Below are 23,301 nucleotides of genomic sequence, written 5' to 3' on the forward strand. Positions count from 1 at the left end.
TTTCGAGGGTACCGACAGCTCACCGGGTGCCGACGACCGTCCCGTCTGCGGCATATCCGACGAGGGTTGGACGAGGGGACGTGAGCGACAGGGGAATCCATCCGTAGAAGCGGTCTTCGGCAAGAATTGTCGGATAGATCTGGCCGTCTGCGGTGTGAAGTTCGGCTCGGACAGCACCTCCCGCTCCTGCGTCGTAGGTCGCCTCGTGCGGACCGGCCTCGTACCCGGCGCCGCCCCCGAATGAATCTGCGCCGTACAAGTCAATTGATCTGCAGCCGTGTCCGAGGCCGATGAATTTCGACGGACCAACCTTGTCGATGTCGGCTGACGCCTCGAAAACCGGGGCGACGCACCTCCAGCCATTAGCGCCGTGGGCGACAAAGACGCTGAACAAGGTTCCGTCAGGTCCGGGAATGGACCCGACCCGCTCGGCGGTGGACGGATCTATTCCGCCGTTGGTTCCCGGCATCGTCTGCCAACCCGAGTACATGTCGGTGAACGCTTTCGGCATCATCCCCGTGGCAGCGGCGCAGCCCACCACCACTGCTGCGCAGATCGCCGCGACGAGAACGATGGCACCGACGCGACGGCGTGGAGCTTTGGTTGCCCCAATGTTGTTTTCGGTAGCCATGATTCGGGTGCGTGCGGCATCTTGGACGTTCTCGGGCCAGAGTTCGGCGGAAACCGTATCGCTCGGCCGCAGCTTCTCGAGCGTGGTGAGCGGATCTTTGGTCATGGGGTACTCCCGTGTTCGGCGGCAGCGCAAGGTCGGGCGGTGTTCATCGGGATTACGGTGTCGGATTCTGAAGTCAACCCGGCGCGCAATCGACGCCGAGCGCGAAAGAGACGAACATGCATGGCCGGAACCGAACACCCAGCGACCCGCGCGGCTTCGGTGGCGGTCAACCCGTCCCAGGCAGTCAGGAGCAGGGCTTCACGTTCGGTGACGGTGAGTGTTGCCAGTGCTTCGAGCAGTTCCGTGCGTTCGGTGACAGTGACGTCGGCGCCCGGCGTCGATGCCGCAATCTGCTCGATGCGTCCCATCTTCTCGGTGAGCGCGTCAAGGCGCCGAACGCTGCGACGGTTGTTGTTCACGGTGTTACGAGCCACCACCAACAGCCACGGCAGTGCCTGGTCGGGCACTTCGTCCAAGCGTCGCCAGGCAACGAGGAACGTCTCGGAGACAACCTCCTGCGCGCTGTGATGATCAACGTGGCGACAGGTATACGCGAACACCCGACCGGCGTAGGCGTCCCACAGGGCGGTGAACCGCTCTTCGCCGCTCGGCGGCGGTTGTTCCTCGGATTTCGGGGTCATATGAAGAGATGTCCGGCTGGTTGCTGATCCTTACAGCCTCTGAGCTAATGGACGGTTTGGCGTGTTACTCCGGCCGAGAACTCCCACTGTCAGAAGCAACAGAGCGAGGATGTACAGCGTCATGATCCAGATGCCCGCAGCGGCGGGCTGCCACTTGTTCGCCTGGCCGAGCAGGATGAGGGCGTCAGAGGTGAGGAACAGCGCGCCGCCGATACCGGTGATCGAGTTGTACGTCAGTGCGGTTGATGCGGTTCCCACCAGGATTGCGGCGTACACGGGGACGGCAATTCGAAGTTCAGGTTCGAGACCGGGCCAGGTGTACGACACAAGAGCGATTCCAGCGATGGTGTAAGCGCACAGAAACCATGGCCGCCTTCGTATCTCCCGAAGAGCGCCGTGTGAGAGAAAGAATCGGATGAAGCAGAGGTGACCGATCGCGAAGGCTGCCATGCCGATGACAAACGTGGAGTCCCAGATCAGGAACAGGTCTCCGAAAGCACAGGCAATCAGTGCCGCAGCCACAACTCGAGGTCCGCGTCGGGCGACAACCCAGGCAGCCAGAATCGGCGCGAGCATGACCTTGGTGATCCCGTCCCAGGGCGCAGCATCAGCGGCATTGAGGATCAGATGGACAATCGCTACCGCTGAAAACCCGACAAACCATGGCGACCGGATGGTGCTCGGCAGTCCGGCGTCGCAATCAGATTCACCCATCGGCTCAGTGTAGGAAGTCCGCTGCACGCTCGGCGAGGTCGAGCGCCGGCTGGGGGAGTATGCCGAGGATGAGCGTGACACCGGCGCCGAGGCCGATCACACTGCTGGTCAGTGCACTCGGCACCACGACGGTCGGAGCGTCTGCGGCCGATTCGGTGAAGAACATCAACACGATCACTCGCACGTAGAAGTACGCGGCGATCGCGCTGCACAGGACGCCGACGATCACGAGAGGTGCGGCCCCGCCCTCGGCTGCCGCGCTGAACACCGCGAACTTTCCGATGAACCCACTGGTCAACGGGATCCCGGCGAAAGCCAGCAGGAACAGTGCAAAGACAACTCCGACCAATGGTGAGCGCCGGCCCACCCCGGCCCAGCGCGAGAGCGTCGCGACCTCACCGTCTGCGTCCCGAACCAGACTCACGACGGCGAACGCGCCCACGGTGCTGAATCCGTAGGCTAGAAGGTAGAACATCGCCGAGGCCAGGCCGGCATCCGAATCCGCAACCACAGCGGTCAGAATGAATCCGGTGTGCGCGATGGCCGAATACGCGAGCATCCGCTTCATATCGGTTTGCGTAACAGCGACGATCGATCCGACAACCATCGTGAGAATCGCGACTGCCCACATCAGTGGACGCCAGTTCACGTACTCGTTGGGCAGAGCCACATAGAAGACACGAAGGATGGCACCGAATGCGGCGATCTTGGTCGCGGTAGCCATAAAACTGGTGATCGGCGTCGGCGCCCCTTGATAGACATCGGGAATCCACGAATGGAACGGCACGGCACCGACTTTGAACAGTAATCCCACGGCCACGAGTGCTGTCCCGAGCCACAGGAAGGCATCGGTACCCGACCCGCTGCGTGCTGCGTCGGCGATACCGGAGAGCGTGACCGTCCCGGCATAGCCGTACAGCAATGCGATTCCGAAAACGAAGAACGCCGACGAAAATGCCCCGAGCAGAAAGTACTTGAGCGCAGCTTCCTGGGAGAGCAGGCGACGTCGGCGTGCCAGACCACACAGGAGATACAGAGGCAGTGAGAACACTTCGAGCGCAACGAACATCGTCAGCAGATCGTTGGACGCGGGAAAGAGGAGCATGCCGCCGACAGCGAAGAGGGTGAGCGGAAAGACCTCGGTCTGGGCGATACCGACCTTGACCGCTTCTTGTTCCGCAACACTTCCGGGGACGCTCGACGCTTGAGGGGTGAAACCGCCGAGCGCGTCGTGTTGCGCGATCACCTCGGCGGTGTTGCCCGAGCCTCGCTCGGCGATCAGCAGTACTGCGGGGATCGACACGAGAAGGATCGTGGCCTGCAGGAAAAGGGTCGGACCGTCGACCGCTACAGAACCCATCATCGCCGTCGACCGCGTGCCGGCGAGCAGAAGCACTGCCACGAATGCGGCCGCCAAGCCTGCGACACCGAGGACGAGTTGCACGGGGTATCGAAAACGCCGGGGTGCAAATGCCTCGATGAGTACGCCCACAACCGCAACACCGAACACGATCAACATTGGCGAGAGCAAGCTGTATTCGACACTGGGTGACGCCGTGCCGGCTGAGCCGAGGATGGTCACGTCGTTGAAGGAACTCATTTGTGGGCACCTCCTTCGTGGTCGGCGACGAGCGGGGTCGGAGCCTCGTCGACGACCGTATGGCTCACTGCAGGAGTGATGACGTCCAAGGCAGGCTTGGGGTAGATGCCGAGAAGCAACAAGAGTGCGATCAGAGGGGCGACCACCACGAGTTCGCGTCGAGCGAGGTCGCGGATCGTTCCCTGCTCTTCCTTCACAGGTCCGCCCATCATGCGCTGGTAGAGCCAGAGTATGTAGATCGCGGACAGGACAAGCGCGGCAGTCGCCGCGATAGCGGCCACGTGGTATCGCGAGTACGTCCCGATCAGCACCAGGAACTCACTGATGAACGGCGCGAGACCCGGCAGCGACAGCGTTGCCAACCCCGCAACGAGGAATGTGCCGGCAAGTACGGGTGCAACTTTCTGGACGCCGCCGTACGCCGCGATCGATCGAGTACCTCGCTGCGAGACGAGGAATCCCGCAATCAAGAACAGAGCCGCAGTGGAGACTCCGTGATTGACCATGTACAGCGCGGAACCCGCCTGGCTCTGGCTGGTCATCGCGAAGATTCCGAGAATGATGAAGCCGAAGTGCGAAATCGACGTGTAGGCGATCAGTCTCATGACGTCTGTTTGCGCGATCGCCAGTATTGCGCCGTAGACGATCCCGATAACGGCGAGCGTGATGATCCACGGTGCAAAGGTCGACGACGACTCCGGGAACAGTTGCAGGCAGTAGCGAATCATCGCGAACGTGCCCACCTTGTCCACGACCGCCATCATCAGCACTGCTGTCGACGGAGTCGATTCCACCGCGGAGTCCGGCAACCAACTGTGCAGCGGCCAGAGCGGTGCTTTCACCGCGAACGCGAACATGAATCCGAGGAACAAGGCGTTGAGCACCCCGGGTCCCACACCGAGTTCACCGCTGTTTGCCGCTGAGGCGATCGCCCGGAAGTCGAAAGTGCCGCTGGCGAAGGGACTCTCGTCGCGCGTGGTGACCACATACAGGCCGATGACTGCAGCGAGCATGACCAGGCCGCCGAGGAGGTTGTAGAGCAGAAACTTCACGGCTGCGCGAGATCTGCCCACTCCGCCGAACCCGCCGATGAGGAAATACATCGGTATCAGCATGGCCTCGAAGAAAATGTAGAACAAGAGAATGTCCAAGGCGCTGAACGAAATCATCACCATGGACTCGACAACAAGGATCAGCGCGAAATAGGTGTGCGGCATTCTCTTGGGTGATGCCGGGTCTGCCGGGACGTCATTCCAGCCCGCGATCAGGAGTAACGGCACCAGCACGGCGGTGAGAAGAACCAGAACGAGTGCGATCCCGTCGAGTCCGAGTGTGTAGCTGGTACCGAAAGCCGGTATCCAGCTGTGGCTTTCGACAAATTGAAATTGTTCGCCGCCGCGGTCGAACGCAACTCCGAGAACGGCGGCGACCACCAGGACTGCCACGGACACAGCCAATGCGAGAGACTTCGCAAATTGGTACGACCGTGCCGGCAGAGCGAGGACTACACCCGCTCCGATGAGCGGAAGCAACCAGAGCACCGTCAGCGCAGGGAAGCCGGTATTGGTCACAGAGTCGCTCACCGCCGCTTCGATCACCACAGTGTCACCGCCATCATTGTCGCGACCACGAGTGTTGCTCCGACAAACATCACCAGCGCGTACGAGCGAACAAACCCGGTCTGTAGCTTCCGCGTGAGCGCGGACAGCCCGGTGACGACCACCGCAAAGCTGCCCACGACGCCGCCTATTCCCTTGGTGTCGAACACTTCCAACGACTTGGTGAGTTGTTGTCCGGGCTTCATGAACACCGTCTCGTTGAAGGCGTCACCGTACAGATCGCGGCGAGCCGCACCGGTCAACGGTGAAACCGGAGTAGGTGCCACAAGTGGAATCTCCCGGGTGGCGTACTCGCGATACGCAATCGCGACGCCGGCGGCAACTGCGAGCAGCGCCAGCGCGGTGATCGACCATGCGGGTATCGGCGGTTCGACGTGATGTGAGCCGACAACCGGTTCGAGCCAGTTCTGCAAGCTGGACCCGATGGTCAGGAGCATCCCGGCGCCGACGGACCCCACCGCCAGGATGATCATCGGAGACGTCATCACTGCCGGAGATTCGTGAGGTTTCTGGTTCTCCCAGCGGGCCTTCCCGAAGAAGGTCATCAGCATCACGCGGCTCATGTAGAAGGCAGTGAGGGCCGCACCCAACAGGGTGACGATGCCCAGCACAACACCCTTGACGCCACCCTCGCCGATCGCAACCTCGATGATCTTGTCCTTGGAGAAGAACCCGGCAAACGGCGGAACACCGATGATGGCAAGGTATCCGAGCCCGAACGTGACAAAAGTCAGTGGCATGAACGCTCGGAGCCCGCCGTAGCGCCGCATGTCGGTTTCGTCGTTCATCGCGTGCATCACCGAACCCGCGCCGAGGAACAGGCCTGCCTTGAAGAATCCGTGGGTGATCAGATGAAGGATTGCGAAGGCGTATCCAGCTGGTCCGAGGCCCGCCGCCAGGACCATGTATCCGATCTGACTCATGGTCGATGCGGCGAGCGCTTTCTTGATGTCGTCCTTCGCGCAGCCGATGATCGCACCGAACAGCAGCGTCACGGCACCGACGATGACAACCACGAGTTGAGCGTCGGGTGCGAGATCGAAGATCGGATTGGAGCGCACGATCAGGTAGACGCCGGCCGTGACCATCGTGGCCGCGTGAATCAGCGCCGAGACGGGGGTGGGGCCCTCCATCGCGTCGCCGAGCCACGACTGCAGTGGCACCTGCGCCGACTTCGCGCATGCAGCGAGGAGGAGCATCAGGCCGAGCGCCGTCAGGACACCTTCGCTTGCACCAGACGCGTCGGCGAAGACGCTGCTGAACGAGAGCGAGCCGAACGTGCTGAACATCAACATCATCGCGATCATCAATCCGATGTCGCCCACCCGATTGACGACAAAAGCCTTCTTGGCAGCGGTCGCCGCCGACGGCTTGTGCTGCCAGAAACCGATCAGCAGGTACGACGCCAAACCGACGCCTTCCCAGCCGACGTAGAGCCCGAGGAAGTTGTCGGCGAGCACGAGGAGCAGCATCGCAGCGAGGAAGAGATTGAGGTAGGCGAAGAACTTACGACGCTCGGGGTCGTGCGCCATGTAGCCGACCGAGTAGATGTGGATCAGCGAACCTACACCGGTGATGAGCAGGACGAAACACATCGACAGTTGATCAAGCTGCAGTCCGAACTCGACCTGAAGACTGTCGACCGGGACCCAACTGAACAGGTGCTCGGTGACGGTGCGGTCGGCGGTGTCGCGGCCGAGCATGGCGATGAAAAACACCACTGCGACGACAAACGACGCGAGTGCCATGACGCAGGCGAACAGGTGGCCCCACGCGTTCGTGCGACGACCCGCCAGCAACAGGACAGCGGCGCCGCACAGGGGCAGGGCGGGGAGCAACCAGATGGCGGACGTGATTCCTCCTGACATGTCAGTACTTCAGCAGGTCTGCGTCGTCGACGGATACAGAACGCCGAGATCGGAAGATGATCATGATGATTGCCAGGCCGACGACTACTTCGGCCGCAGCTACCACCATCGTGAAGAAGGCGAAGATCTGGCCGTCCAGATTGCCGTGCATGCGCGCGAAGGTCACGAATGCCAGGTTCGCGGCGTTGAGCATCAATTCGATACACATGAACACCACGATGGCGTTGCGTCGCAGGAGGACTCCCGCAGCCCCGATGGTGAACAACAGGACCGACAGATACAGATAGTTCTCTGGATTCATCGCTGCGTTTCCTCGCCGGTATCGGGATCCGGGGATCGCGGAGTGAGGGCGCTGCTGACGGAGAGGGTCGAGAACGTTCCGTCGGGCAACAACGCCGGCATGTCTACTGCGTTGTGACGTGCGTACACGCCGGGACTGGGGAGGGGAGTGGCCGAGCCCTTGTCGGGATTGCTCTCATCGCTGCCCAGGTACGCGAATCGTTGCTGCGAGAGTTCGCGTTGGTTGAGCGTGGATCCGATCTTCTCCCGATGCGCGAGCATCATTGCGCCAAGTGTCGCCGTGATCAGCAGTGCGCCGGTCAGTTCGAAGGCCCAGACGTAGCGGATGAAGATGAGATCGGCGAGAGCGTCGATGTTGCCCTGGTCGAGTCCGGTGAATCCGGTGAACCCCGAGATCGACGCATTTCCGAGGCCGCCGATAAGGAGTAGCCCGAATCCGACGCCGATCACGATCGCGCTGACGCGTTGTCCCCGTAGCGTTTCGACCAAGGAGTCCGAAGAATCCACGCCGACCAGCATCAGGACGAACAGGAACAACATCATCACTGCGCCGGTATAGACGACGACCTGGACGACACCCAGGAACAGTGCGCCCTGCACGATGTAGAAGACGGCCAGGATGATCATCGTCATTGCAAGGAAGAGCGCAGAGTAGACGGCCTTGGGGGCGGCGACCACGCCCAAAGCGCTGATCACCGCAAGGGTTCCGAGGATCCAGAACTGCACCGCCTCGCCGGTGGAGGTCGATGTCATCGTTCCCTCCGCCAGGATCGTGGTCGTGACCGACGCGATCATTTCTCGGTCTCCGGGTTCGGCTCTTGCTCGGGTGCTGGCTGTTCGGGAGCTGCTGTGATGTCTCCGCGGTAGTAGTCGTCCTGAGTTGTGCCGGGACGCAGCGCGTGTGGTGGCGCTGCCATGTCGGGTTTCAGGGGCGCGAGAAGGCGGTCCTTCTCGTAGATCAACCCGGCTCGGTTGTCGTCGGTCATCTCGTACTCGTTGGTCATGGTGAGAGCCCGAGTGGGGCAAGCCTCGACGCAGAGGCCACAGCCGATGCACCGCAGGTAGTTGATCTGATACACCCGCCCGTAACGCTCGCCGGGGGAGAACCGTTCTTCTTCGGTGTTGTCAGCACCCTCGACATAGATCGCGTCGGCGGGGCAGGCCCAGGCACACAGTTCGCAACCGATGCACTTCTCGAGTCCGTCCGCATACCGGTTGAGTTGATGGCGACCGTGGTATCCGGGCGCGGTGGGGCGCTTCTCCTCCGGATAGAACTCGGTCTCGGGCTTCTTGAACATTGTCGAGAGCGTCACTCCGAAACCCGCGATAGGTCCGAGGAAATCAGGCATGGGAGTCCTCCGATGTGTCGGAAACATCTGTCCGCCGCGGCGGTGGCACCTTCTGACCCGGTAGTTTTCGGGTCGGCAGCGTTTGACCAGGTAGGGGTGGAACCGGGAAGCCGCCCGACATCGCATCGAAAGGCATGTTCCCCGCAGCGGTGACCGACGCGGCGGTTCGGCGTCGGCTGCGGTAAGTCCCGGCCAACACGATCAGGAGCGCAGCTCCGAGAACCAGTGCGACGCAAAGAAGTACGACCCAGGTGTTGTAACCCTCGTTGCTGAAGGCACGAACAGTCGCGATCACCATCACCCACACCAAGGCAGCGGGGATGAGAATCTTCCATCCGAGATTCATGAACTGGTCGTAGCGCAACCGCGGAAGGGTACTGCGCAACCAGATGAAGACGAAGAGGAAGCCCCACACCTTGGCGACAAACCACAGCACGGGCCACCAACCGGAATTGGCGCCGTCCCACAGGTTGAATGGGAACGGGGCGTGCCACCCGCCCAGGAACAGTGTCGTGGCCAGAGCGGACACCGTCACCATGTTCACGTACTCGGCCAGCATGAACATCGCGAACTTGAGTGAGGAGTACTCGGTGTGGAACCCACCCACCAGTTCACCCTCGGCCTCGGGAAGGTCGAAGGGAGCCCTGTTGGTTTCGCCGACCATGGCTGTCACGTAGATCAGGAAGGACGGCAGGAGGAGAAAGACGTACCAGGCACCTTGTTGGGCGCTGACGATGCCGGACGTGGACATCGTGCCGGCGTAGAGGAAGACTGCGGCGAAGGACAGCCCCATTGCTACTTCGTAGGAGATGACCTGCGCGGTCGATCGAAGTGCGCCCAGTAGTGGATACGTCGATCCGGACGACCAGCCGGCAAGCACGATCCCGTACACACCGATTGAAGTCACGGCGAGGATGTAGAGAACTCCGACCGGCAGATCGGTCAGTTGCAGGGGTGAAAGGGTTCCGAAGATCGACACCTGCGGACCGAACGGGATGACGGCAAAGGCCATGAACGCGGGCACGACTGCGATGACGGGCGCGAGGAGATAAATCGGTTTGTCGGCGCCGGTCGGTGTGATGCCCTCCTTGAGGGCGAGCTTGATTCCGTCAGCGAGACTCTGGAGCATTCCACGGGGGCCGACGCGGTTCGGTCCGACACGCATCTGCATGCGTGCCATGACCTTTCGTTCCGCGTAAATTGCCACCAGCGGTGTGAGTACGAGGAACACGAAAATGGCGAGAGCCTTGCCGATCACCAACCACCACGGGTCGTGCCCGAACGCCGACAGGTCGACCGGAGCTGCGACGGTCCCGTACTCGTGGGTGGTCATTGCGCTCCCGCCTTCGCAATCTTCACCACGGAACCCGCGGTAACGCAGAGCGTTTCGTGGATCGTGCTACCCGGTGAATTGAGTGGGAGCCAGACTGTTCGAGGCGGGAGTTCGGTGATCTCCAACGGTAATGTGATGGAACCGGATTCAGTCGACACCGCAACGTGATCGCCGTTGTCGGCGCCGATCTCGGCAGCGGTCTCGGCAGACAAACGTACGAGTGGGAGCCGTGCCGTACCCGCCAGGTTGGGCTCGCCGTCTTGCAATCGGCCGTTGTCGAGCAGCATTCGCCAACTCGACAACACTGCCTCGCCCAGTGCCGGTGTGGGCATGGTGCCTGACGGGACCTGAGGCGAGGTGGGGCGCGATCCGGACCACGCGCCGAGGCGGTGTATCTCCGAGCGTGCGGAATCTGCGTCGGGTAGGCCCAGATCGATGCCCATCTCGGCTGCGATCGCGTGGAGAACGCGCTGATCCGGCATTACTCCTGTCGTTCTCAACGCGGTGTCGAACACGCGCTCGCGGCCTTCCCAGTCGAGGAAGGTTCCGGGCTTCTCGGCGACCGGTGCCACCGGGAAGACGACGTCGGCGAGTTCGGTGACTCCGCTGTGACGGATCTCCAAACTCACCACGAACCCTGCTGCTTCGATCGCGGCCCTTGACTTCGCCGGGTTCGGGAGATCACTCAATTCGACGCCGCCGACAAGAAGGGCAGCAGTCGTCTGCCCCGGATCCAGCAGACTCGCGGCGTCGCGCCCGTCGGATGCCGGGATGGAGACCCCCCACACTGATTCCACCTCCTGACGTGCTGCCGGGTCCGCAACGGGGCGTCCGCCGGGAAGCAATCCCGGTAGTGCGCCGGCCTCGACGGCGCCGCGATCACCAGCGCGGCGTGGGACCCAAGCCAAACAAGCTCCTGTCGCTTCGGCGAGACGTACCGCCGCGGCGAAGCCGCCCGCCACCTCACTGAGTCGTTCGCCCAACAGGATCACTGCACCGGGCTGCCGGAGGAGCTGGCCCTCCTCACTGCTGGGGCGAGCCAACGAATCCATCAGAGCTGCTTCACTTCCGGGTACGGTCCGAAGCAAAGAGCCGCCCATCTTCTGCAGGCCGCGCGTAGCGAATGGCGCGCTGGAGAGCACCGTCGTCTTGCCGAAACGTGCGGCCTTGCGTAGCCGCAGGAAGATGATCGGTGACTCCTCCTCGGGCTCGAGAGCTACCAGCAATGCGGCCGGGGCCGACTCGAGGTCCTGGTACGTTACCGACTCTTCGAGTGTGCGGCCGGCGACGTGTGCTGAGAGGAAACCTGCCTCTTCGGCAGAATGAGCACGGATTCGGAAGTCGATGTTGTTGGTAGCGAGAGCAACTCGCGCGAACTTGCCGTAGGCGTAGGCGTCCTCCAAGGTAGAGCGTCCGCCGACGAGTACGCCTGCGTCACCGCGGGCCTGCGCGAAGGATCGCGCAACGAGGTCGAGTGCCATGGGCCACGACGCCGGAATCAATTCGCCGTCAGCGTTGCGGATCAGGGGAGTGGTGATCCGATCACCTTGGGTCGTGTAGGTGAATGCGAAACGGCCCTTGTCGCAGTTCCATTCCTCGTTGACTTCGGGGTCGTCCCCGGCGAGACGGCGGAGAACCTTTCCGCGACGGTGGTCCGTGCGCTGAGCACATCCGTCGGCGCAGTGTTCACACACGCTGGGGCTGGACACCAGATCGAACGGGCGCGCCCGGAATCGGTATGCCGTACTGGTAAGCGCGCCGACCGGGCACACCTGGATGGTGTTGCCCGAGAAGTAGGACTCGAAGGGCTCGTTGGCGTAGATCCCGACCTGTTGAAGCGCGCCGCGCTCGAGGAGATCGATGAACGGGTCGCCGGCGATCTGGCCCGAAAACCGTGTGCATCTGGCGCAGAGGACGCAACGCTCGCGGTCGAGGAGGATTTCGGACGAGAGTGGGATGGGCTTGGGGTAGGTCCTTTTCTCCTCACCGAACCGGGATTCGGTGCGACCGGTCGACATCGCCTGGTTTTGAAGCGGACACTCGCCGCCCTTGTCACACACGGGGCAGTCCAGAGGGTGGTTGATGAGCAGGAGTTCCATCACCCCGCGCTGCGCCTTCTCCGCCACCGGTGACGTGAGCTGTGTGGTGACGACCATTCCGTCCGCAACCGGTGTCGTGCAGGACGCCACCGGCTTGCGTTGACCTTCGACCTCCACGATGCACTGTCGGCACGCCCCGACCGGGTCCAGAAGAGGATGATCGCAGAACCGCGGAATCTGTGTGCCGATCATCTCTGCAGCGCGAATGATCAACGTGCCCTTGGGTACCTGGAGTTCCCGGCCGTCGATGGTGAGGGTGACGAGATCAATCGGCGGTGCCGCATCGGTTCCAGTGGTGGCGTCGGCTGCAGTCATGAGACGAACGCTCCTGTCGCGAGAACGGACCGGCGAGGATCGAACGGGCATCCGTTGCCGTCGAAATGCGCTACGTATTCCTCGCGGAAGTACTTCAGGGAGGACATGATCGGGCTGGTCGCTCCGTCGCCCAACGCGCAGAAGGATTTTCCGAGGATGGTGTCCGAGATGTCGAGAAGTTTGGTGAGATCAGCTTCAGTACCTGTTCCGCCTTCGAGTCGCCGCAGGATCTGCACCAGCCAGTACGTGCCTTCGCGGCACGGCGTGCATTTACCGCAAGATTCGTGGGCGTAGAACTCGGTCCACCGCAGCACCGCGCGCACGATGCAGGTTGTGTCGTCGAATATCTGCAGTGCCTTGGTGCCGAGCATCGATCCCGCCGCGCCGACACCCTCGTAGTCGAGTGGGACATCGAGATGTTCGTCGGTGAAGATCGGAGTCGAGGATCCGCCGGGAGTCCAGAACTTGAGGGTGTGCCCGGTGCGAACGCCGCCCGCGTAATCGAGAAGTTCTCGCAACGTGATGCCGAGCGGCGCCTCGTACTGGCCGGGAGTGGTGACATGACCAGAGAGCGAGTACAACGTGAACCCCGGCGACTTCTCGCTTCCCATCGACCGGAACCACTCCGGGCCGCCCAGGACGATCGACGGCACACTCGCGATGGACTCGACGTTGTTGACGACGGTCGGGCAGGCGTAGAGGCCGGCGACGGCGGGGAATGGCGGCCGCAGTCGAGGCTGACCGCGTCGTCCCTCCAACGAATCGAGGAGGGCTGTCTCCTCACCACAGATGTACGCGCCTGCTCCGGCGTGCACGACGAGATCCAAGTCGAATCCCGAACCGAGGATGTTGCGGCCCAGGTATCCGGCCGCGTAGGCCTCGGCCACGGCGGTCTGCAGACGTCGCAGGACCGGGACCACCTCGCCCCGGACGTAGATGAACGCCTTGGCCGCTCGAATTGCATACGCCGCGATGATGACTCCCTCGACCAACGTGTGTGGGGTCGCCATCATCAACGGCATGTCCTTGCATGTGCCCGGTTCGGACTCGTCGGCATTGACGACGAGATAGTGAGGCTTGCCGTCTCCTGGCTTGTCTTCGGTGCTCTGTGGGATGAAACTCCACTTGAGGCCCGTCGGGAAACCCGCGCCACCGCGCCCACGAAGGCCCGCGTCCTTGACCGTTTCGATCACGGCGTCGGGGGACATGGCTAGCGCTTTGCGTAGGGCTTGGTAGCCGTCGTGACGAAGGTAGCTGTCGAGAGTCCACGAGTTCGGTTGATCCCAGTAGCGACTCAGGACGGGGGCGAGTGTCATGTCACTTCCCTTCGCCGGGAGCGTCGGCTGCTGAGGCCGAGCCGGGTGGGTTGTCGTCGTGAGATCGGCTGATACGCAGTCCGGCAAGAGTTGCCCCGCCGATTGTTTGTGCTTCGGCTGCTTCGATTCGCGTATCCGGGAACCCGGCCAAGGTGCGTGCGGTCTGTCGGAACGAACACAGTGTGGCACCGCGACTGGGTGTCACGCGCTCTCCGGCGCGGAGCGCATCGACGAGTGAGCGCGCCGATTCCGGAGTCTGGTTGTCGAAGAACTCCCAGTTGATCATCATGACGGGGGCGTAGTCGCACGCCGCATTGCACTCGATGTGTTCGAGGGTGATCTTGCCGTCGGACGTCGAGATGGAGTGTCCGCCTTCGTCTCTGGAGCCTGCTGACCCGAGATGCTCTTCGAGTGCTGCGAGGATGTCGTCTCCGCCCATGATCGCGCACAGCGTGTTGGTGCAGACTCCGACCAGATACTCACCCGTCGGACCACGGCGATACATCGAGTAGAAGGTGGAAACGGCGGCAACCTCGGCGCCGGTCAAACCCAGCTTGGCACTGCAGAAATCGATCCCGGCCGGGGTGATGTACCCGTCCTCGGACTGCACGAGATGAAGGAGCGGCAGGAGGGCTGATCGACTGGTGGTCGCCGCGGCGTCAGGCTCACGGTAACGAGCGATGACGGTTTCGGCATCGGCGTCGAGTCGGGCGACTACATCAGGCGGATAACTCGATCGTGCGCCAGGGCGTACCAGTTGCGTGGGCTCGTCCGGGCGCGGCCCGAGTTCGATGAACACCCGTGACGAGCCGTTCGGGCCGGTCATCGGTCCACTCCGCCCATGACGGGATCGATACTGGCAACCGAGGCGATCACGTCGGACACCATGCCTCCCTCGCACATCGCCGCTACCGCTTGAAGGTTGGTGAATGACGGATCCCGGAAATGGACGCGGTACGGCCGGGTTCCCCCGTCGCTGACCATGTGCACACCCAACTCGCCACGCGGGGACTCGACTGCGACGTACACCTGGCCGGGCGGCACGCGGATTCCTTCGGTGACCAGTTTGAAATGGTGAATCAGACCCTCCATGGACGACTCCATGATTTTGGCGATGTGCTTCTGCGAATTGCCGAGGCCATCCGGTCCGACAGCGAGATCGGCAGGCCAGGCGATCTTCTTGTCGTCCACCATGACCGGCCCTGGTTGCAGTTTGTCGAGGCACTGCTCGACGATCTTGAGGGACTCCTTCATCTCCTCGACACGGATGACGTACCTTCCGTAGCAATCGGATCCGTCGTGCGTCACGACGTCGAACTCGTAGTTCTCGTAGCCGCAGTAGGGCTGCGCTCGACGCTGATCGTGGGGTAGACCCGTGGCGCGTAGGACCGGCCCCGTCACGCCGAGCGCCATGCAGCCGGTGAGATCGAGATATCCGATTCCCTGGGTGCGGGCTTTCCAGATGGAGTTGTCGCTGAGCATCAGTTCGACGTCACGCAACCGTTTCGGTAGGACCTTCAACAGTTCTCGTACCTTCGCGACCGACCCGTCGGGTAGATCCTGAGCGAGACCACCAGGCCTGATGTAGGCGTGATTCATCCGCAGTCCGGTGATCGTCTCGAACACGTCCAGAATCAATTCGCGTTCGCGGAATCCGAACAGCATCGCCGTCACGGCGCCCAGTTCCATTCCACCGGTTGCCAGGGCGACAAGGTGCGACGAGATTCGATTGAGCTCCATCATCATCACGCGAATGACGGTGGCTCGCTCGGGAATGTCGTCGGTGATGTCGAGAAGTTTTTCGACTCCGAGGCAGTACGCGGTTTCGTTGAAGAACGGTGAGAGGTAGTCCATTCGAGTAACGAAAGTGACGCCCTGCGTCCAGTTCCGGTATTCGAGATTCTTTTCGATTCCGGTGTGCAGGTAGCCGATTCCACACCGAGCTTCCACGACTGTCTCACCCTCGATTTCGAGAATGAGGCGCAGGACGCCGTGAGTGGACGGATGCTGCGGGCCCATGTTGACCACGATCCGTTCGGCCTCGCCGGTTCGCTGGCGAGCGGCCGCGGTGACGATGTCGTCCCAGTCCTGACCCGATGCTGTGACGACGGTTTCCGTCGTGGCACCGGAGTTGCTTCCTGTCGTCTCGTTCATCAGTTGTACGACCTACGCTCGTCGGGTGGAGGAGTCTGGGCGCCCTTGTACTCGACCGGGATACCGCCGAGCGGATAGTCCTTGCGCTGTGGGTGGCCCTTCCAGTCGTCGGGCATCTCGATACGGGTCAGGGCCGGGTGACCGTCGAAGACGATCCCGAAGAAGTCGTAGGTCTCACGCTCATGCCAATCGTTGGTGGGGTATATCCCGACGATGGACGGAATATGTGGATCGGTGTCCGGCACGGACACTTCCAGTCTGATCCGGCGGTTGTGCGTGATCGAAGCAAATGGATATGCGGCGTGGAGCTCGCGACCGGTGTCCTGCGGATAGTGGACTCCATCGACACCCAGGCAAAGTTCGAAGCGCAGTTCCGATTCGTCGCGCAGTCTGCGCGCGACCTGCGGGAGGTGAGACCGTTCGACATGCAGCGTCATCTCGTCTCGAAAGATCACTACCCGCTCGATTGCATCGGTGAAAGTGCTGCCCGCGCTGCGCAATGCGGCATCCAAGGAGTCCGCAACTTCGTCGAAGTATCCACCGAACGGTCGAGAGGCCTTGTCCTCTACTGAGATCGGCGGGGCGAGCCGGCTGTAGCCCGAGGTGTCACCACTGCCGCGGACCCCGAACATCCCCCTCGATCCGTTGTTGCCCGCGGTCATCGCAGAAGCCCCTTCATGTCGATGGTGGGGGTGGATGCCAGTGCGGCGCGCTCGGCTGCCGCGCGTGCCTCTTCGCGGTTCACGCCGAGGGGCATCTCCTGGATCTTTCGGTGCAGTTCGATGATCGCGTTCAGGAGCATCTCCGGCCGCGGCGGACAGCCGGGCAAGTAGATGTCGACCGGCACGATGTGGTCGACGCCCTGTACCACTGCGTAGTTGTTGAACATACCGCCGGACGACGCACACACACCCATGGCCAGAACCCATTTCGGCTCGGCCATCTGGTCGTAGACCTGACGAAGTACCGGCCCCATCTTTTGACTGACCCGCCCGGCCACGATCAGAAGGTCTGCCTGTCGCGGCGACGCGCGGAATGCCTCCATGCCGAACCGCGCCAGGTCGAAGCGACCTGACGTGGTTGCCATCATCTCGATCGCGCAGCACGCGAGCCCGAAGGTGGCAGGCCACAGTGATCCTTTGCGGGCATACCCTGCCAGGCCCTCGACAGTGGTCAGTAGAAATCCGCTGGGGAGCTTTTCTTCGAGACCCATATCCGACTCTTTTCAGTCGTAACAGCTGCGGTGTGACCGGTTTTGTCTGACGTATGTGTGCTGTACCTGTGTCCGCTGGCCTAGTCCCAACCGAGACCGCCTCGTCGCCATTCGTATGCGTATGCCACCGAGACGTTGACTATGAAAAGGCCCATCGCCGCGAGGCCGAACAAGCCGAGCGAATCGAAATGCACCGCCCACGGGTAGAGGAAAACGATCTCGATGTCGAAGATGATGAACAGCATTGCCGTCAGATAGAACTTGACGGGAAACCGCCCGCCACCGGCGGTACGGGGTGCCGGTTCGATTCCGCATTCGTAGGCTTCGAGTTTCGCCCTGTTGTACCGCTTCGGGCCGACCACGGACGCGAGAACAACCGACACCACAGCGAAGGCCATCGCGATGACCCCGAGGACGAGAATGGGGATGTAAGCGTTCATGTCACCCGAACTCCTCTCCGCTGTGCGGATGTCCGCCCAGCCCGAAGGTGCCGTTCGATTTCGATACTGCCAGCAATTCGATACTTATGTGACCTGCGACACCCACACTAGGGGAGGCCTCCGACATTGGGTTCGTTTTCGGGGTGCCGAGTTTCGCTCTCGAAAGTCCGAAGTAGTCGGCGCCGCAACGAATCACCGCTGCAACGGGTGCTCACCGGCTCAGTTGTCGACGCAGAAGCGCGATGACGGTGGAAGCAAGTTCGATCGGATCTATCGGCTGCGGCACTGAGGCTTCCGCTCTCGACCACGACGCCAGCCACGCATCGTCGGGTCGACCGGTCAGTACGAGGATCGGTGGACAGTCGGCGATCTCGTCCTTGAGTTGTTTCGCGACGCCCATGCCGCCCGCCGGACTCGCCTCGCCGTCGAGAATGGCGAGGTCGATTCCGCCGGCATCGAGCTTGGCTACGACGACCGGCGCCGTCGCGACCTCGATGTAGTCGATGGTGGGCATCGACGGATGTGGGCGCTCTCCGAGAGCGAGCCGAACTTGCTCGCGCGTGTGTGCGTCGTCGCTGTAGACGAGGATGCGCACGGGTGCCATGGAGTTGGGCTCTGCGGTCTCGGCGGACACGCGGCCGACGTTACTCCGGGCGGTCCCCGGCTACCGGCGAATCTTCAACATCGGCAGGGACTTCCGCGAAAACACAGCTCGGCTTCACGGCAAACGGCCCTTACCCGGCGATGAACGCCGAAGTAAGGGCCGCCTGAATTGCGTGTGCGCTCAGAAGTTTTCGACGAACTTCGTCAGGCCCTTGCTCGCTGTTTCCAGGGCCGTCTTCTGTGCCTTCTTCACCAGGAAGCCCGGCAGCGGGATCTTGGGATCGATGGTCAGTTCGAAGGTGACTTTGGTTCCACCGTCGGTGGGAGTCAAGACGTACGAGCCGTCCTGCTGGTTCTGCTGACCGCTCTCCACGAGGGTCCAGGTCACCTTCTCGTCGCCCTCGAAGGTGTAGTCGACTACCTGCTCGTCGTTGATTCCCAGAATGGACACGGCCATGCGAACGCGATGGGGGCGACCGTCGTCGTGGGTGCTCTCGATGGTGATCTTCTTGTGTGCAGACGACCACTCCGGCAGCCGATCGACGGCTGCTACGGCCTTCATCACCGTTTCCGGATCAGCCTTGATCTCGAATTCCTTGACGCCCGAAACGGCCATGAACGTGCTCCTTCTCGCCTTGCGGCAACGGTTCGTGATTACTGCAGTTGCGCAATTAGATCATTCGGTGATCGGGTTGGCGTCGAGCTAGTCCATGCCGTTCTTGCGCATCTGGTCCCGCAATGCGCCCTGGACGGCTTGTGAAACCCACGAGTTGAGGGAGACTCCGTTCTGATTGGCGGCCTCCTCGGCGCGGGCTTTGATCTGCTCCATCATCCTCAACGTCACCCGGCTGATATCTCCGCTGACGTCGTCGAACGAGTAGGTTGAGTCCTTCTTCTCGTCGTCTGCCTTCTCGTTTGCACCCTCGCCGCCGGTCGAGTTCGGCGGGCGAACGACGTCGACCAGTAATTCGCTTCCGTCGAGATTCACCTTGACCTCTCGGTCGCCCAGCTTCGCCCCGATCTCCTTGGCCAGTTCCGTCGCCGCGGCCAACAAGACCAGGCGGACCGAGGGTTCGATGGCGGCGGACAACGACGCCGCAATCCGGCGCGTGTGATCGTCGCCGAGTTCGGCTGCAGTGGCGAGGTCGTTCTGCAGCTTTGCGGTGTACTCCGAAATGTCCATGACACCACAGTGGCGTCAAAAGTGACGTCAGTCAAGGATGTGATGACGTCACTCGGTATCGAGGGCGGTCGACCGCTATAGAGTTGCCCAGCACCTGAGGCGAACGGCGCCCGGGTTTCGTGCTGGTCGTTTCGTGCTTGTCGAGGAGTGGGTTGTGCCGAACACGGTGTCACTGAAAGTGCAGTTGGTGGCGAAGTCCGAGTTCTTCCCGCCCGAGGACATTCAGTGGGAGACGGACGCGGATGGTGGCGAAGCGCTGGTCGAGTTCTCCGGTCGAGCCTGCTACCAGAGTTGGTCCAAGCCGAATCCGCGAACCGCAACCAACGCCGGCTATCTGAGGCATCTGCTCGAGGTCGGACACGTTTCGGTGCTCGAGCATGCGACAGTGAGCTTCTACATCACCGGTATCTCGCGCTCGTGCACTCACGAATTGATTCGTCACCGGCACTTCTCGTACTCGCAACTCTCGCAGCGATTCGTCCGTGAGAACGATGCAAACGTCGTCGTGCCTCCTGCTGTCGAAGGTGATCCCGAGCTCGAAGCACTGTTTCTGAATGCCACCGACGAAAGCCGTCGCGCTTACGGGGAACTGCTGACTGCCCTCGAAGGGAAACTGCAATCGGTGCCCGGTGCCCCGATGCGGGGCAAGCAAGCCAGGCAGGCTGCGCGCTCGGTGCTGCCCAACGCCACCGAGACGCGCTTGGTCGTGACCGGGAACTATCGGGCCTGGCGGCACTTCGTCGAGATGCGTGCCACCGAACATGCGGATGTCGAGATCCGGCGAGTCGCGGTCGAGTGCCTGCGTCAGCTTCGTGATGTCGCGCCAAATGTGTTCGGGGACTACGAGATTCTTCGCGGAAGCGACGGATCGGAAATTGCCGTCAGCGCATTTGCGGCCGAGTCGTGACTCGTGTGCAGAAGTAAGAGCTGAACCGGGTAACCTTCTGACCATGACCTACGGTGATTCCGCTTCTCTTGTCGAGCGTCCGTTCGGCACCATTTCCGTTGCGATGGTGACCCCGTTCACTGCCGACGGGAAGTTGGACGTCGACGCGGGAGTGCGCCTCGCAGCCCATCTCGTCGACAACGGCTGTGACGGCCTCGTTCTTGCCGGTACCACCGGTGAATCTCCCACCACCACCGAGTCCGAGAAGCTCGACCTGCTCCGCGCAGTGATCGACGCCGTCGGTAACCGCGCGAAGATCGTTGCAGGCGCCGGCAGCAACGACACCGCTCACAGCGTCGAACTCGCACGTGACGCGGCTCGCGCCGGAGCGCACGGTCTGCTCGTCGTCACCCCGTATTACTCACGTCCGCCCCAGGCCGGACTGTTTGCACACTTCACCGCCGTCGCCAACGCGACCGACCTGCCCGTCATGTTGTACGACATTCCGCCCCGCTCCGTCGTTCCCATCGAGACCGAGACGATCCGCCGACTCGCCGAGCACCCGCGAATCAAGGCCGTCAAGGACGCCAAGGGCGACCTCAACGCCGGCGCAGAGTTGATCGGCACCACCGAGCTCCAGTTCTTCTCCGGCGACGACCCGCTGAATCTGCCGTGGCTCGCTGTGGGCGCCACCGGCTTCGTCAGCGTCATCGGCCATCTTGTTCCGGGTCGTCTCCGCGACCTTCACACCGCGTTCGTGTCCGGCGATATCGCCCGCGCGCGCGAGATAAACCTCAGTTTGATCCCTGTGATTCGTTCCGTTGCCCGCCTCGGCGGTGTCAGCGCTTCGAAGGCGGGTCTGCGACTCATCGGAATCGATGTCGGAGAACCACGCCTTCCGCAGGTTGCACCCACTAAAGAGCAGATCGACGGTCTTGCCGCCGATCTGCATGCGGCAGGAGTTTTGTAAATGACCCGTCCCCCCCGACGTCGTAGTGCCAGTCGTCAAGCCGGTCCGCCTTCGCCTCCGGCTCCCGAAACGGCCGCAAAGGCCGCACCGGTAGAGGCACCAGCTGCGCCGGCGGCAGAAGCGGCCCCCGCCGCAGCCGCCCCGCCCAAGAAGGCCGCAGCAACCAAATCTGCAGCAACCAAGTCCGCTGCCACCAAATCTGCTGCACCCAAGAAGTCGACCGAAGACAGGTCGCCGCGCAAATCTTCCGGCGGTAACCGACCGGCAGCATCGAAGTCGGGCAACGGGCGCGGAAACAAGCGCCCCGAGAACCGTCCGGCCGTCGATCCCACGGGTCGCCTCGGAACACCCCCGAAGGCGCCGGCATCGGGTCTGCGCATCGTCGCGCTGGGCGGCATCGGCGAAATCGGTCGCAACATGACGGTGTTCGAGCACCGTGGCAAGTTGCTGATCGTCGACTGCGGTGTGCTGTTCCCCGAGGACCAGCAGCCTGGCGTCGACCTGATCCTCCCGGACTTCCGCTACATCGAAGACCGTATGGACGACGTCGAAGCCGTCATCTTGACTCACGGACACGAGGACCACATCGGTGCTCTGCCGTTCTTGCTGCGTCTGCGCGCGGACATTCCGGTCATCGGCGCGAAGTTCACTCTCGCTCTCGTTGCCGCCAAGTGCCGCGAGCATCGCCTGCGTCCGAACCTGGTCGAGGTCGTCGAGGGAAACACCACCACCCATGGCCCGTTCGACTGCGAGTACTTCGCGGTCAACCACTCGATTCCCGACGCTCTCGCGATCGCGATTCGCACCGACGCCGGCGTCGTACTGCACACCGGTGACATCAAGCTCGATCAGCTGCCTCTCGACGGCCGCCTGACCGACCTCGCCGGATTCTCCCGCCTGGGCGACGAGGGCGTCGACCTGTTCCTCGTCGACTCGACGAACGCCGAGGTTCCGGGATTCGTCACACCCGAGCGCGAAATCGGGGGAGTGCTCGACAATGTCATCGGCAAGGCGAAGCAGCGCGTCATCGTGGCATCGTTCGCCAGCCATGTGCATCGCATCCAGCAGGTCGTCGACGTAGCCGCTCGGTACAACCGCCGCATCGTCTTCGTCGGCCGCTCGATGGTCCGCAACATGCAGATCGCCCAGGATCTGGGCTACCTGACGGTGCCCGACGGCCTCGTCGTAGACATCGACACCGCCGCCACCCTTCCCGACGATCGCCTGGTGCTCATTTCGACGGGTTCGCAGGGTGAGCCGTTGGCAGCGCTCTCGCGGATGGCGCGCGGCGAACACCGTCAGATCAACATCCGCGCCAACGACCTTGTCGTTCTCGCGTCTTCGCTGATCCCGGGCAACGAGAACTCCGTTTTTGCCGTGGTCAACGGTTTGGCCAAGCGCGGTGCCACCGTCGTGACCCAGCAGAGTGCCAAGGTTCACGTCTCGGGCCACGCGTCCGCCGGTGAGTTGCTCTACCTGTACAACGCGGTTCGGCCCACCAATGCCATGCCCGTCCACGGTGAATGGCGGCACCTGCGTGCCAACGCCGCGCTGGCAAAGGCAACCGGCGTGCCGGAAGAGCGCATCGTATTGGCCGAGGACGGCGTCGTGGTCGACATGGTGGACGGCCTCGCCGAGATCGTCGGACGCGTACCGGTCGGACACGTCTACGTCGACGGTCTGTCCGTCGGCGACGTCGGTGAGCCGACGCTGTCCGATCGCCTCGTGCTCGGTGAGGGCGGCTTCATCGCGATCACCATCGTCATCAACGAGTCGACGGGCCGTGCGGTCAGCACCCCCGAGGTGTCCGGTCGCGGCTTCTCCGACGATCCGACAGCGCTCAAGGCTGCCGCGGATCTCGTGGAATCGGACCTGGCCCGGTTGGCGAGCGAAGGCGTCATCGACGCTCATCGCATCGCGCAGTCGGTGCGCCGCGTCGTCGGACGCTGGGTCGCGGACAAGTACCGCCGCCGTCCGATGATCATTCCGACGGTCATCGCGGTTCCGTAGATTCGGCACAGC

22 protein-coding genes and 1 pseudogene are annotated in these 23,301 nt (G+C 62.5%); 3 read left to right on the forward strand and 20 right to left on the reverse strand.

Annotated elements, in window-relative coordinates:
* Window positions 1-19 precede the first annotated feature (19 nt).
* The 20 genes and pseudogenes from ACN50D_RS03225 to ACN50D_RS03320 form a co-directional block, all read right to left on the reverse strand.
* Window positions 20-736 carry a hypothetical protein gene (locus ACN50D_RS03225; RefSeq protein WP_050655780.1) on the reverse strand — a complete coding sequence of 239 codons (717 nt, stop codon included), beginning with the start codon at window positions 734-736 and terminating at the stop codon, window positions 20-22.
* Window positions 733-1,317: an RNA polymerase sigma factor gene (locus ACN50D_RS03230; RefSeq protein ID WP_007735137.1), complete on the reverse strand. Its 585-nt coding sequence runs from the start codon at window positions 1,315-1,317 to the stop codon at window positions 733-735. Before ACN50D_RS03230 ends, ACN50D_RS03225 begins: the two co-directional genes overlap by 4 nt.
* Window positions 1,318-1,347: 30 nt before the next feature.
* Entirely contained in the window at window positions 1,348-2,031 is a 684-nt protein-coding gene (locus tag ACN50D_RS03235) for a lysoplasmalogenase (RefSeq protein ID WP_058038683.1), read from the reverse strand.
* A gap of 4 nt (window positions 2,032-2,035) precedes the next feature.
* Window positions 2,036-3,631, reverse strand: a complete 1,596-nt coding sequence (gene nuoN / locus ACN50D_RS03240) for an NADH-quinone oxidoreductase subunit NuoN (protein WP_211920291.1) — start codon at window positions 3,629-3,631, stop codon at window positions 2,036-2,038.
* A complete protein-coding gene (locus ACN50D_RS03245) occupies window positions 3,628-5,232 on the reverse strand; it encodes an NADH-quinone oxidoreductase subunit M (RefSeq protein ID WP_064444520.1) in 1,605 nt (534 codons plus the stop codon). The genes nuoN and ACN50D_RS03245 overlap by 4 nt, the downstream gene beginning before the upstream one ends.
* Entirely contained in the window at window positions 5,226-7,118 is a 1,893-nt protein-coding gene (gene nuoL, locus ACN50D_RS03250; protein WP_030535567.1) for an NADH-quinone oxidoreductase subunit L, read from the reverse strand. Before nuoL ends, ACN50D_RS03245 begins: the two co-directional genes overlap by 7 nt.
* Before the next feature lies 1 nt (window position 7,119).
* A complete protein-coding gene (nuoK, locus tag ACN50D_RS03255; protein WP_003942238.1) occupies window positions 7,120-7,419 on the reverse strand; it encodes an NADH-quinone oxidoreductase subunit NuoK in 300 nt (99 codons plus the stop codon).
* Window positions 7,416-8,213 (reverse strand): NADH-quinone oxidoreductase subunit J, encoded by a 798-nt coding sequence (locus ACN50D_RS03260; protein WP_211920289.1) that lies wholly within the window; start codon window positions 8,211-8,213, stop codon window positions 7,416-7,418. Before ACN50D_RS03260 ends, nuoK begins: the two co-directional genes overlap by 4 nt.
* Entirely contained in the window at window positions 8,210-8,767 is a 558-nt protein-coding gene (gene nuoI, locus ACN50D_RS03265; RefSeq protein WP_007735146.1) for an NADH-quinone oxidoreductase subunit NuoI, read from the reverse strand. The genes ACN50D_RS03260 and nuoI overlap by 4 nt, the downstream gene beginning before the upstream one ends.
* Window positions 8,760-10,100: an NADH-quinone oxidoreductase subunit NuoH gene (gene nuoH, locus ACN50D_RS03270; RefSeq protein ID WP_211920287.1), complete on the reverse strand. Its 1,341-nt coding sequence runs from the start codon at window positions 10,098-10,100 to the stop codon at window positions 8,760-8,762. The genes nuoI and nuoH overlap by 8 nt, the downstream gene beginning before the upstream one ends.
* A complete protein-coding gene (locus ACN50D_RS03275; RefSeq protein WP_211920285.1) occupies window positions 10,097-12,514 on the reverse strand; it encodes an NADH-quinone oxidoreductase subunit G in 2,418 nt (805 codons plus the stop codon). Before ACN50D_RS03275 ends, nuoH begins: the two co-directional genes overlap by 4 nt.
* On the reverse strand, window positions 12,511-13,830 hold the full coding sequence (gene nuoF, locus ACN50D_RS03280) for an NADH-quinone oxidoreductase subunit NuoF (RefSeq protein ID WP_007735149.1): 1,320 nt from the start codon (window positions 13,828-13,830) through the stop codon (window positions 12,511-12,513). The genes ACN50D_RS03275 and nuoF overlap by 4 nt, the downstream gene beginning before the upstream one ends.
* Before the next feature lies 1 nt (window position 13,831).
* Window positions 13,832-14,656 carry an NADH-quinone oxidoreductase subunit NuoE gene (gene nuoE, locus ACN50D_RS03285; RefSeq protein ID WP_211920283.1) on the reverse strand — a complete coding sequence of 275 codons (825 nt, stop codon included), beginning with the start codon at window positions 14,654-14,656 and terminating at the stop codon, window positions 13,832-13,834.
* Entirely contained in the window at window positions 14,653-15,984 is a 1,332-nt protein-coding gene (gene nuoD / locus ACN50D_RS03290) for an NADH dehydrogenase (quinone) subunit D (protein WP_003942229.1), read from the reverse strand. Before nuoD ends, nuoE begins: the two co-directional genes overlap by 4 nt.
* Window positions 15,984-16,622 (reverse strand): annotated as a pseudogene (locus ACN50D_RS03295) (NADH-quinone oxidoreductase subunit C); the annotation flags it as partial. The gene nuoD and the pseudogene ACN50D_RS03295, both read right to left, overlap by 1 nt.
* Before the next feature lie 20 nt (window positions 16,623-16,642).
* Window positions 16,643-17,197: a NuoB/complex I 20 kDa subunit family protein gene (locus ACN50D_RS03300; RefSeq protein WP_003942234.1), complete on the reverse strand. Its 555-nt coding sequence runs from the start codon at window positions 17,195-17,197 to the stop codon at window positions 16,643-16,645.
* An 80-nt stretch (window positions 17,198-17,277) separates the two neighbouring features.
* Window positions 17,278-17,637 carry an NADH-quinone oxidoreductase subunit A gene (locus ACN50D_RS03305; RefSeq protein WP_003942165.1) on the reverse strand — a complete coding sequence of 120 codons (360 nt, stop codon included), beginning with the start codon at window positions 17,635-17,637 and terminating at the stop codon, window positions 17,278-17,280.
* Between the two features lie 211 nt (window positions 17,638-17,848).
* Window positions 17,849-18,241, reverse strand: a complete 393-nt coding sequence (locus ACN50D_RS03310) for a response regulator transcription factor (RefSeq protein WP_070161261.1) — start codon at window positions 18,239-18,241, stop codon at window positions 17,849-17,851.
* A gap of 180 nt (window positions 18,242-18,421) precedes the next feature.
* Entirely contained in the window at window positions 18,422-18,856 is a 435-nt protein-coding gene (locus tag ACN50D_RS03315) for an SRPBCC family protein (RefSeq protein WP_003942203.1), read from the reverse strand.
* Window positions 18,857-18,943: 87 nt separating this feature from the next.
* Window positions 18,944-19,423 (reverse strand): toxin-antitoxin system HicB family antitoxin, encoded by a 480-nt coding sequence (locus ACN50D_RS03320; protein WP_003942206.1) that lies wholly within the window; start codon window positions 19,421-19,423, stop codon window positions 18,944-18,946.
* Between the two features lie 154 nt (window positions 19,424-19,577).
* Between ACN50D_RS03320 and thyX the strand changes: the two genes are divergently transcribed.
* The 3 genes from thyX to ACN50D_RS03335 are packed head-to-tail and all read left to right on the forward strand — an operon-like array spanning window position 19,578 to window position 23,289.
* Entirely contained in the window at window positions 19,578-20,330 is a 753-nt protein-coding gene (gene thyX, locus ACN50D_RS03325) for an FAD-dependent thymidylate synthase (RefSeq protein WP_211920281.1), read from the forward strand.
* A 43-nt stretch (window positions 20,331-20,373) separates the two neighbouring features.
* Window positions 20,374-21,279 (forward strand): 4-hydroxy-tetrahydrodipicolinate synthase, encoded by a 906-nt coding sequence (gene dapA, locus ACN50D_RS03330; RefSeq protein WP_003942142.1) that lies wholly within the window; start codon window positions 20,374-20,376, stop codon window positions 21,277-21,279.
* Entirely contained in the window at window positions 21,280-23,289 is a 2,010-nt protein-coding gene (locus tag ACN50D_RS03335; protein ID WP_003942231.1) for a ribonuclease J, read from the forward strand.
* Window positions 23,290-23,301 lie beyond the last annotated feature (12 nt).

Source organism: Rhodococcus sp. SB1D (genome assembly GCF_048573875.1).
Taxonomy (GTDB): Bacteria; Actinomycetota; Actinomycetes; order Mycobacteriales; family Mycobacteriaceae; genus Rhodococcus_F; species Rhodococcus_F qingshengii.

Coding starts and splice junctions, on each gene's coding strand:
- ACN50D_RS03225 (WP_050655780.1), bottom strand. CDS start 736: ATGACCAAAGATCCGCTCACCACGCTCGAGAAGCTGCGGCCGAGCGAT.
- ACN50D_RS03230 (WP_007735137.1), bottom strand. CDS start 1,317: ATGACCCCGAAATCCGAGGAACAACCGCCGCCGAGCGGCGAAGAGCGG.
- ACN50D_RS03235 (WP_058038683.1), bottom strand. CDS start 2,031: ATGGGTGAATCTGATTGCGACGCCGGACTGCCGAGCACCATCCGGTCG.
- nuoN (WP_211920291.1), bottom strand. CDS start 3,631: ATGAGTTCCTTCAACGACGTGACCATCCTCGGCTCAGCCGGCACGGCG.
- nuoL (WP_030535567.1), bottom strand. CDS start 7,118: ATGTCAGGAGGAATCACGTCCGCCATCTGGTTGCTCCCCGCCCTGCCC.
- nuoK (WP_003942238.1), bottom strand. CDS start 7,419: ATGAATCCAGAGAACTATCTGTATCTGTCGGTCCTGTTGTTCACCATC.
- ACN50D_RS03260 (WP_211920289.1), bottom strand. CDS start 8,213: ATGATCGCGTCGGTCACGACCACGATCCTGGCGGAGGGAACGATGACA.
- nuoI (WP_007735146.1), bottom strand. CDS start 8,767: ATGCCTGATTTCCTCGGACCTATCGCGGGTTTCGGAGTGACGCTCTCG.
- nuoH (WP_211920287.1), bottom strand. CDS start 10,100: ATGACCACCCACGAGTACGGGACCGTCGCAGCTCCGGTCGACCTGTCG.
- ACN50D_RS03275 (WP_211920285.1), bottom strand. CDS start 12,514: ATGACTGCAGCCGACGCCACCACTGGAACCGATGCGGCACCGCCGATT.
- nuoF (WP_007735149.1), bottom strand. CDS start 13,830: ATGACACTCGCCCCCGTCCTGAGTCGCTACTGGGATCAACCGAACTCG.
- nuoE (WP_211920283.1), bottom strand. CDS start 14,656: ATGACCGGCCCGAACGGCTCGTCACGGGTGTTCATCGAACTCGGGCCG.
- nuoD (WP_003942229.1), bottom strand. CDS start 15,984: ATGAACGAGACGACAGGAAGCAACTCCGGTGCCACGACGGAAACCGTC.
- ACN50D_RS03300 (WP_003942234.1), bottom strand. CDS start 17,197: ATGGGTCTCGAAGAAAAGCTCCCCAGCGGATTTCTACTGACCACTGTC.
- ACN50D_RS03305 (WP_003942165.1), bottom strand. CDS start 17,637: ATGAACGCTTACATCCCCATTCTCGTCCTCGGGGTCATCGCGATGGCC.
- ACN50D_RS03310 (WP_070161261.1), bottom strand. CDS start 18,241: ATGGCACCCGTGCGCATCCTCGTCTACAGCGACGACGCACACACGCGC.
- ACN50D_RS03315 (WP_003942203.1), bottom strand. CDS start 18,856: ATGGCCGTTTCGGGCGTCAAGGAATTCGAGATCAAGGCTGATCCGGAA.
- ACN50D_RS03320 (WP_003942206.1), bottom strand. CDS start 19,423: ATGGACATTTCGGAGTACACCGCAAAGCTGCAGAACGACCTCGCCACT.
- dapA (WP_003942142.1), top strand. CDS start 20,374: ATGACCTACGGTGATTCCGCTTCTCTTGTCGAGCGTCCGTTCGGCACC.
- ACN50D_RS03335 (WP_003942231.1), top strand. CDS start 21,280: ATGACCCGTCCCCCCCGACGTCGTAGTGCCAGTCGTCAAGCCGGTCCG.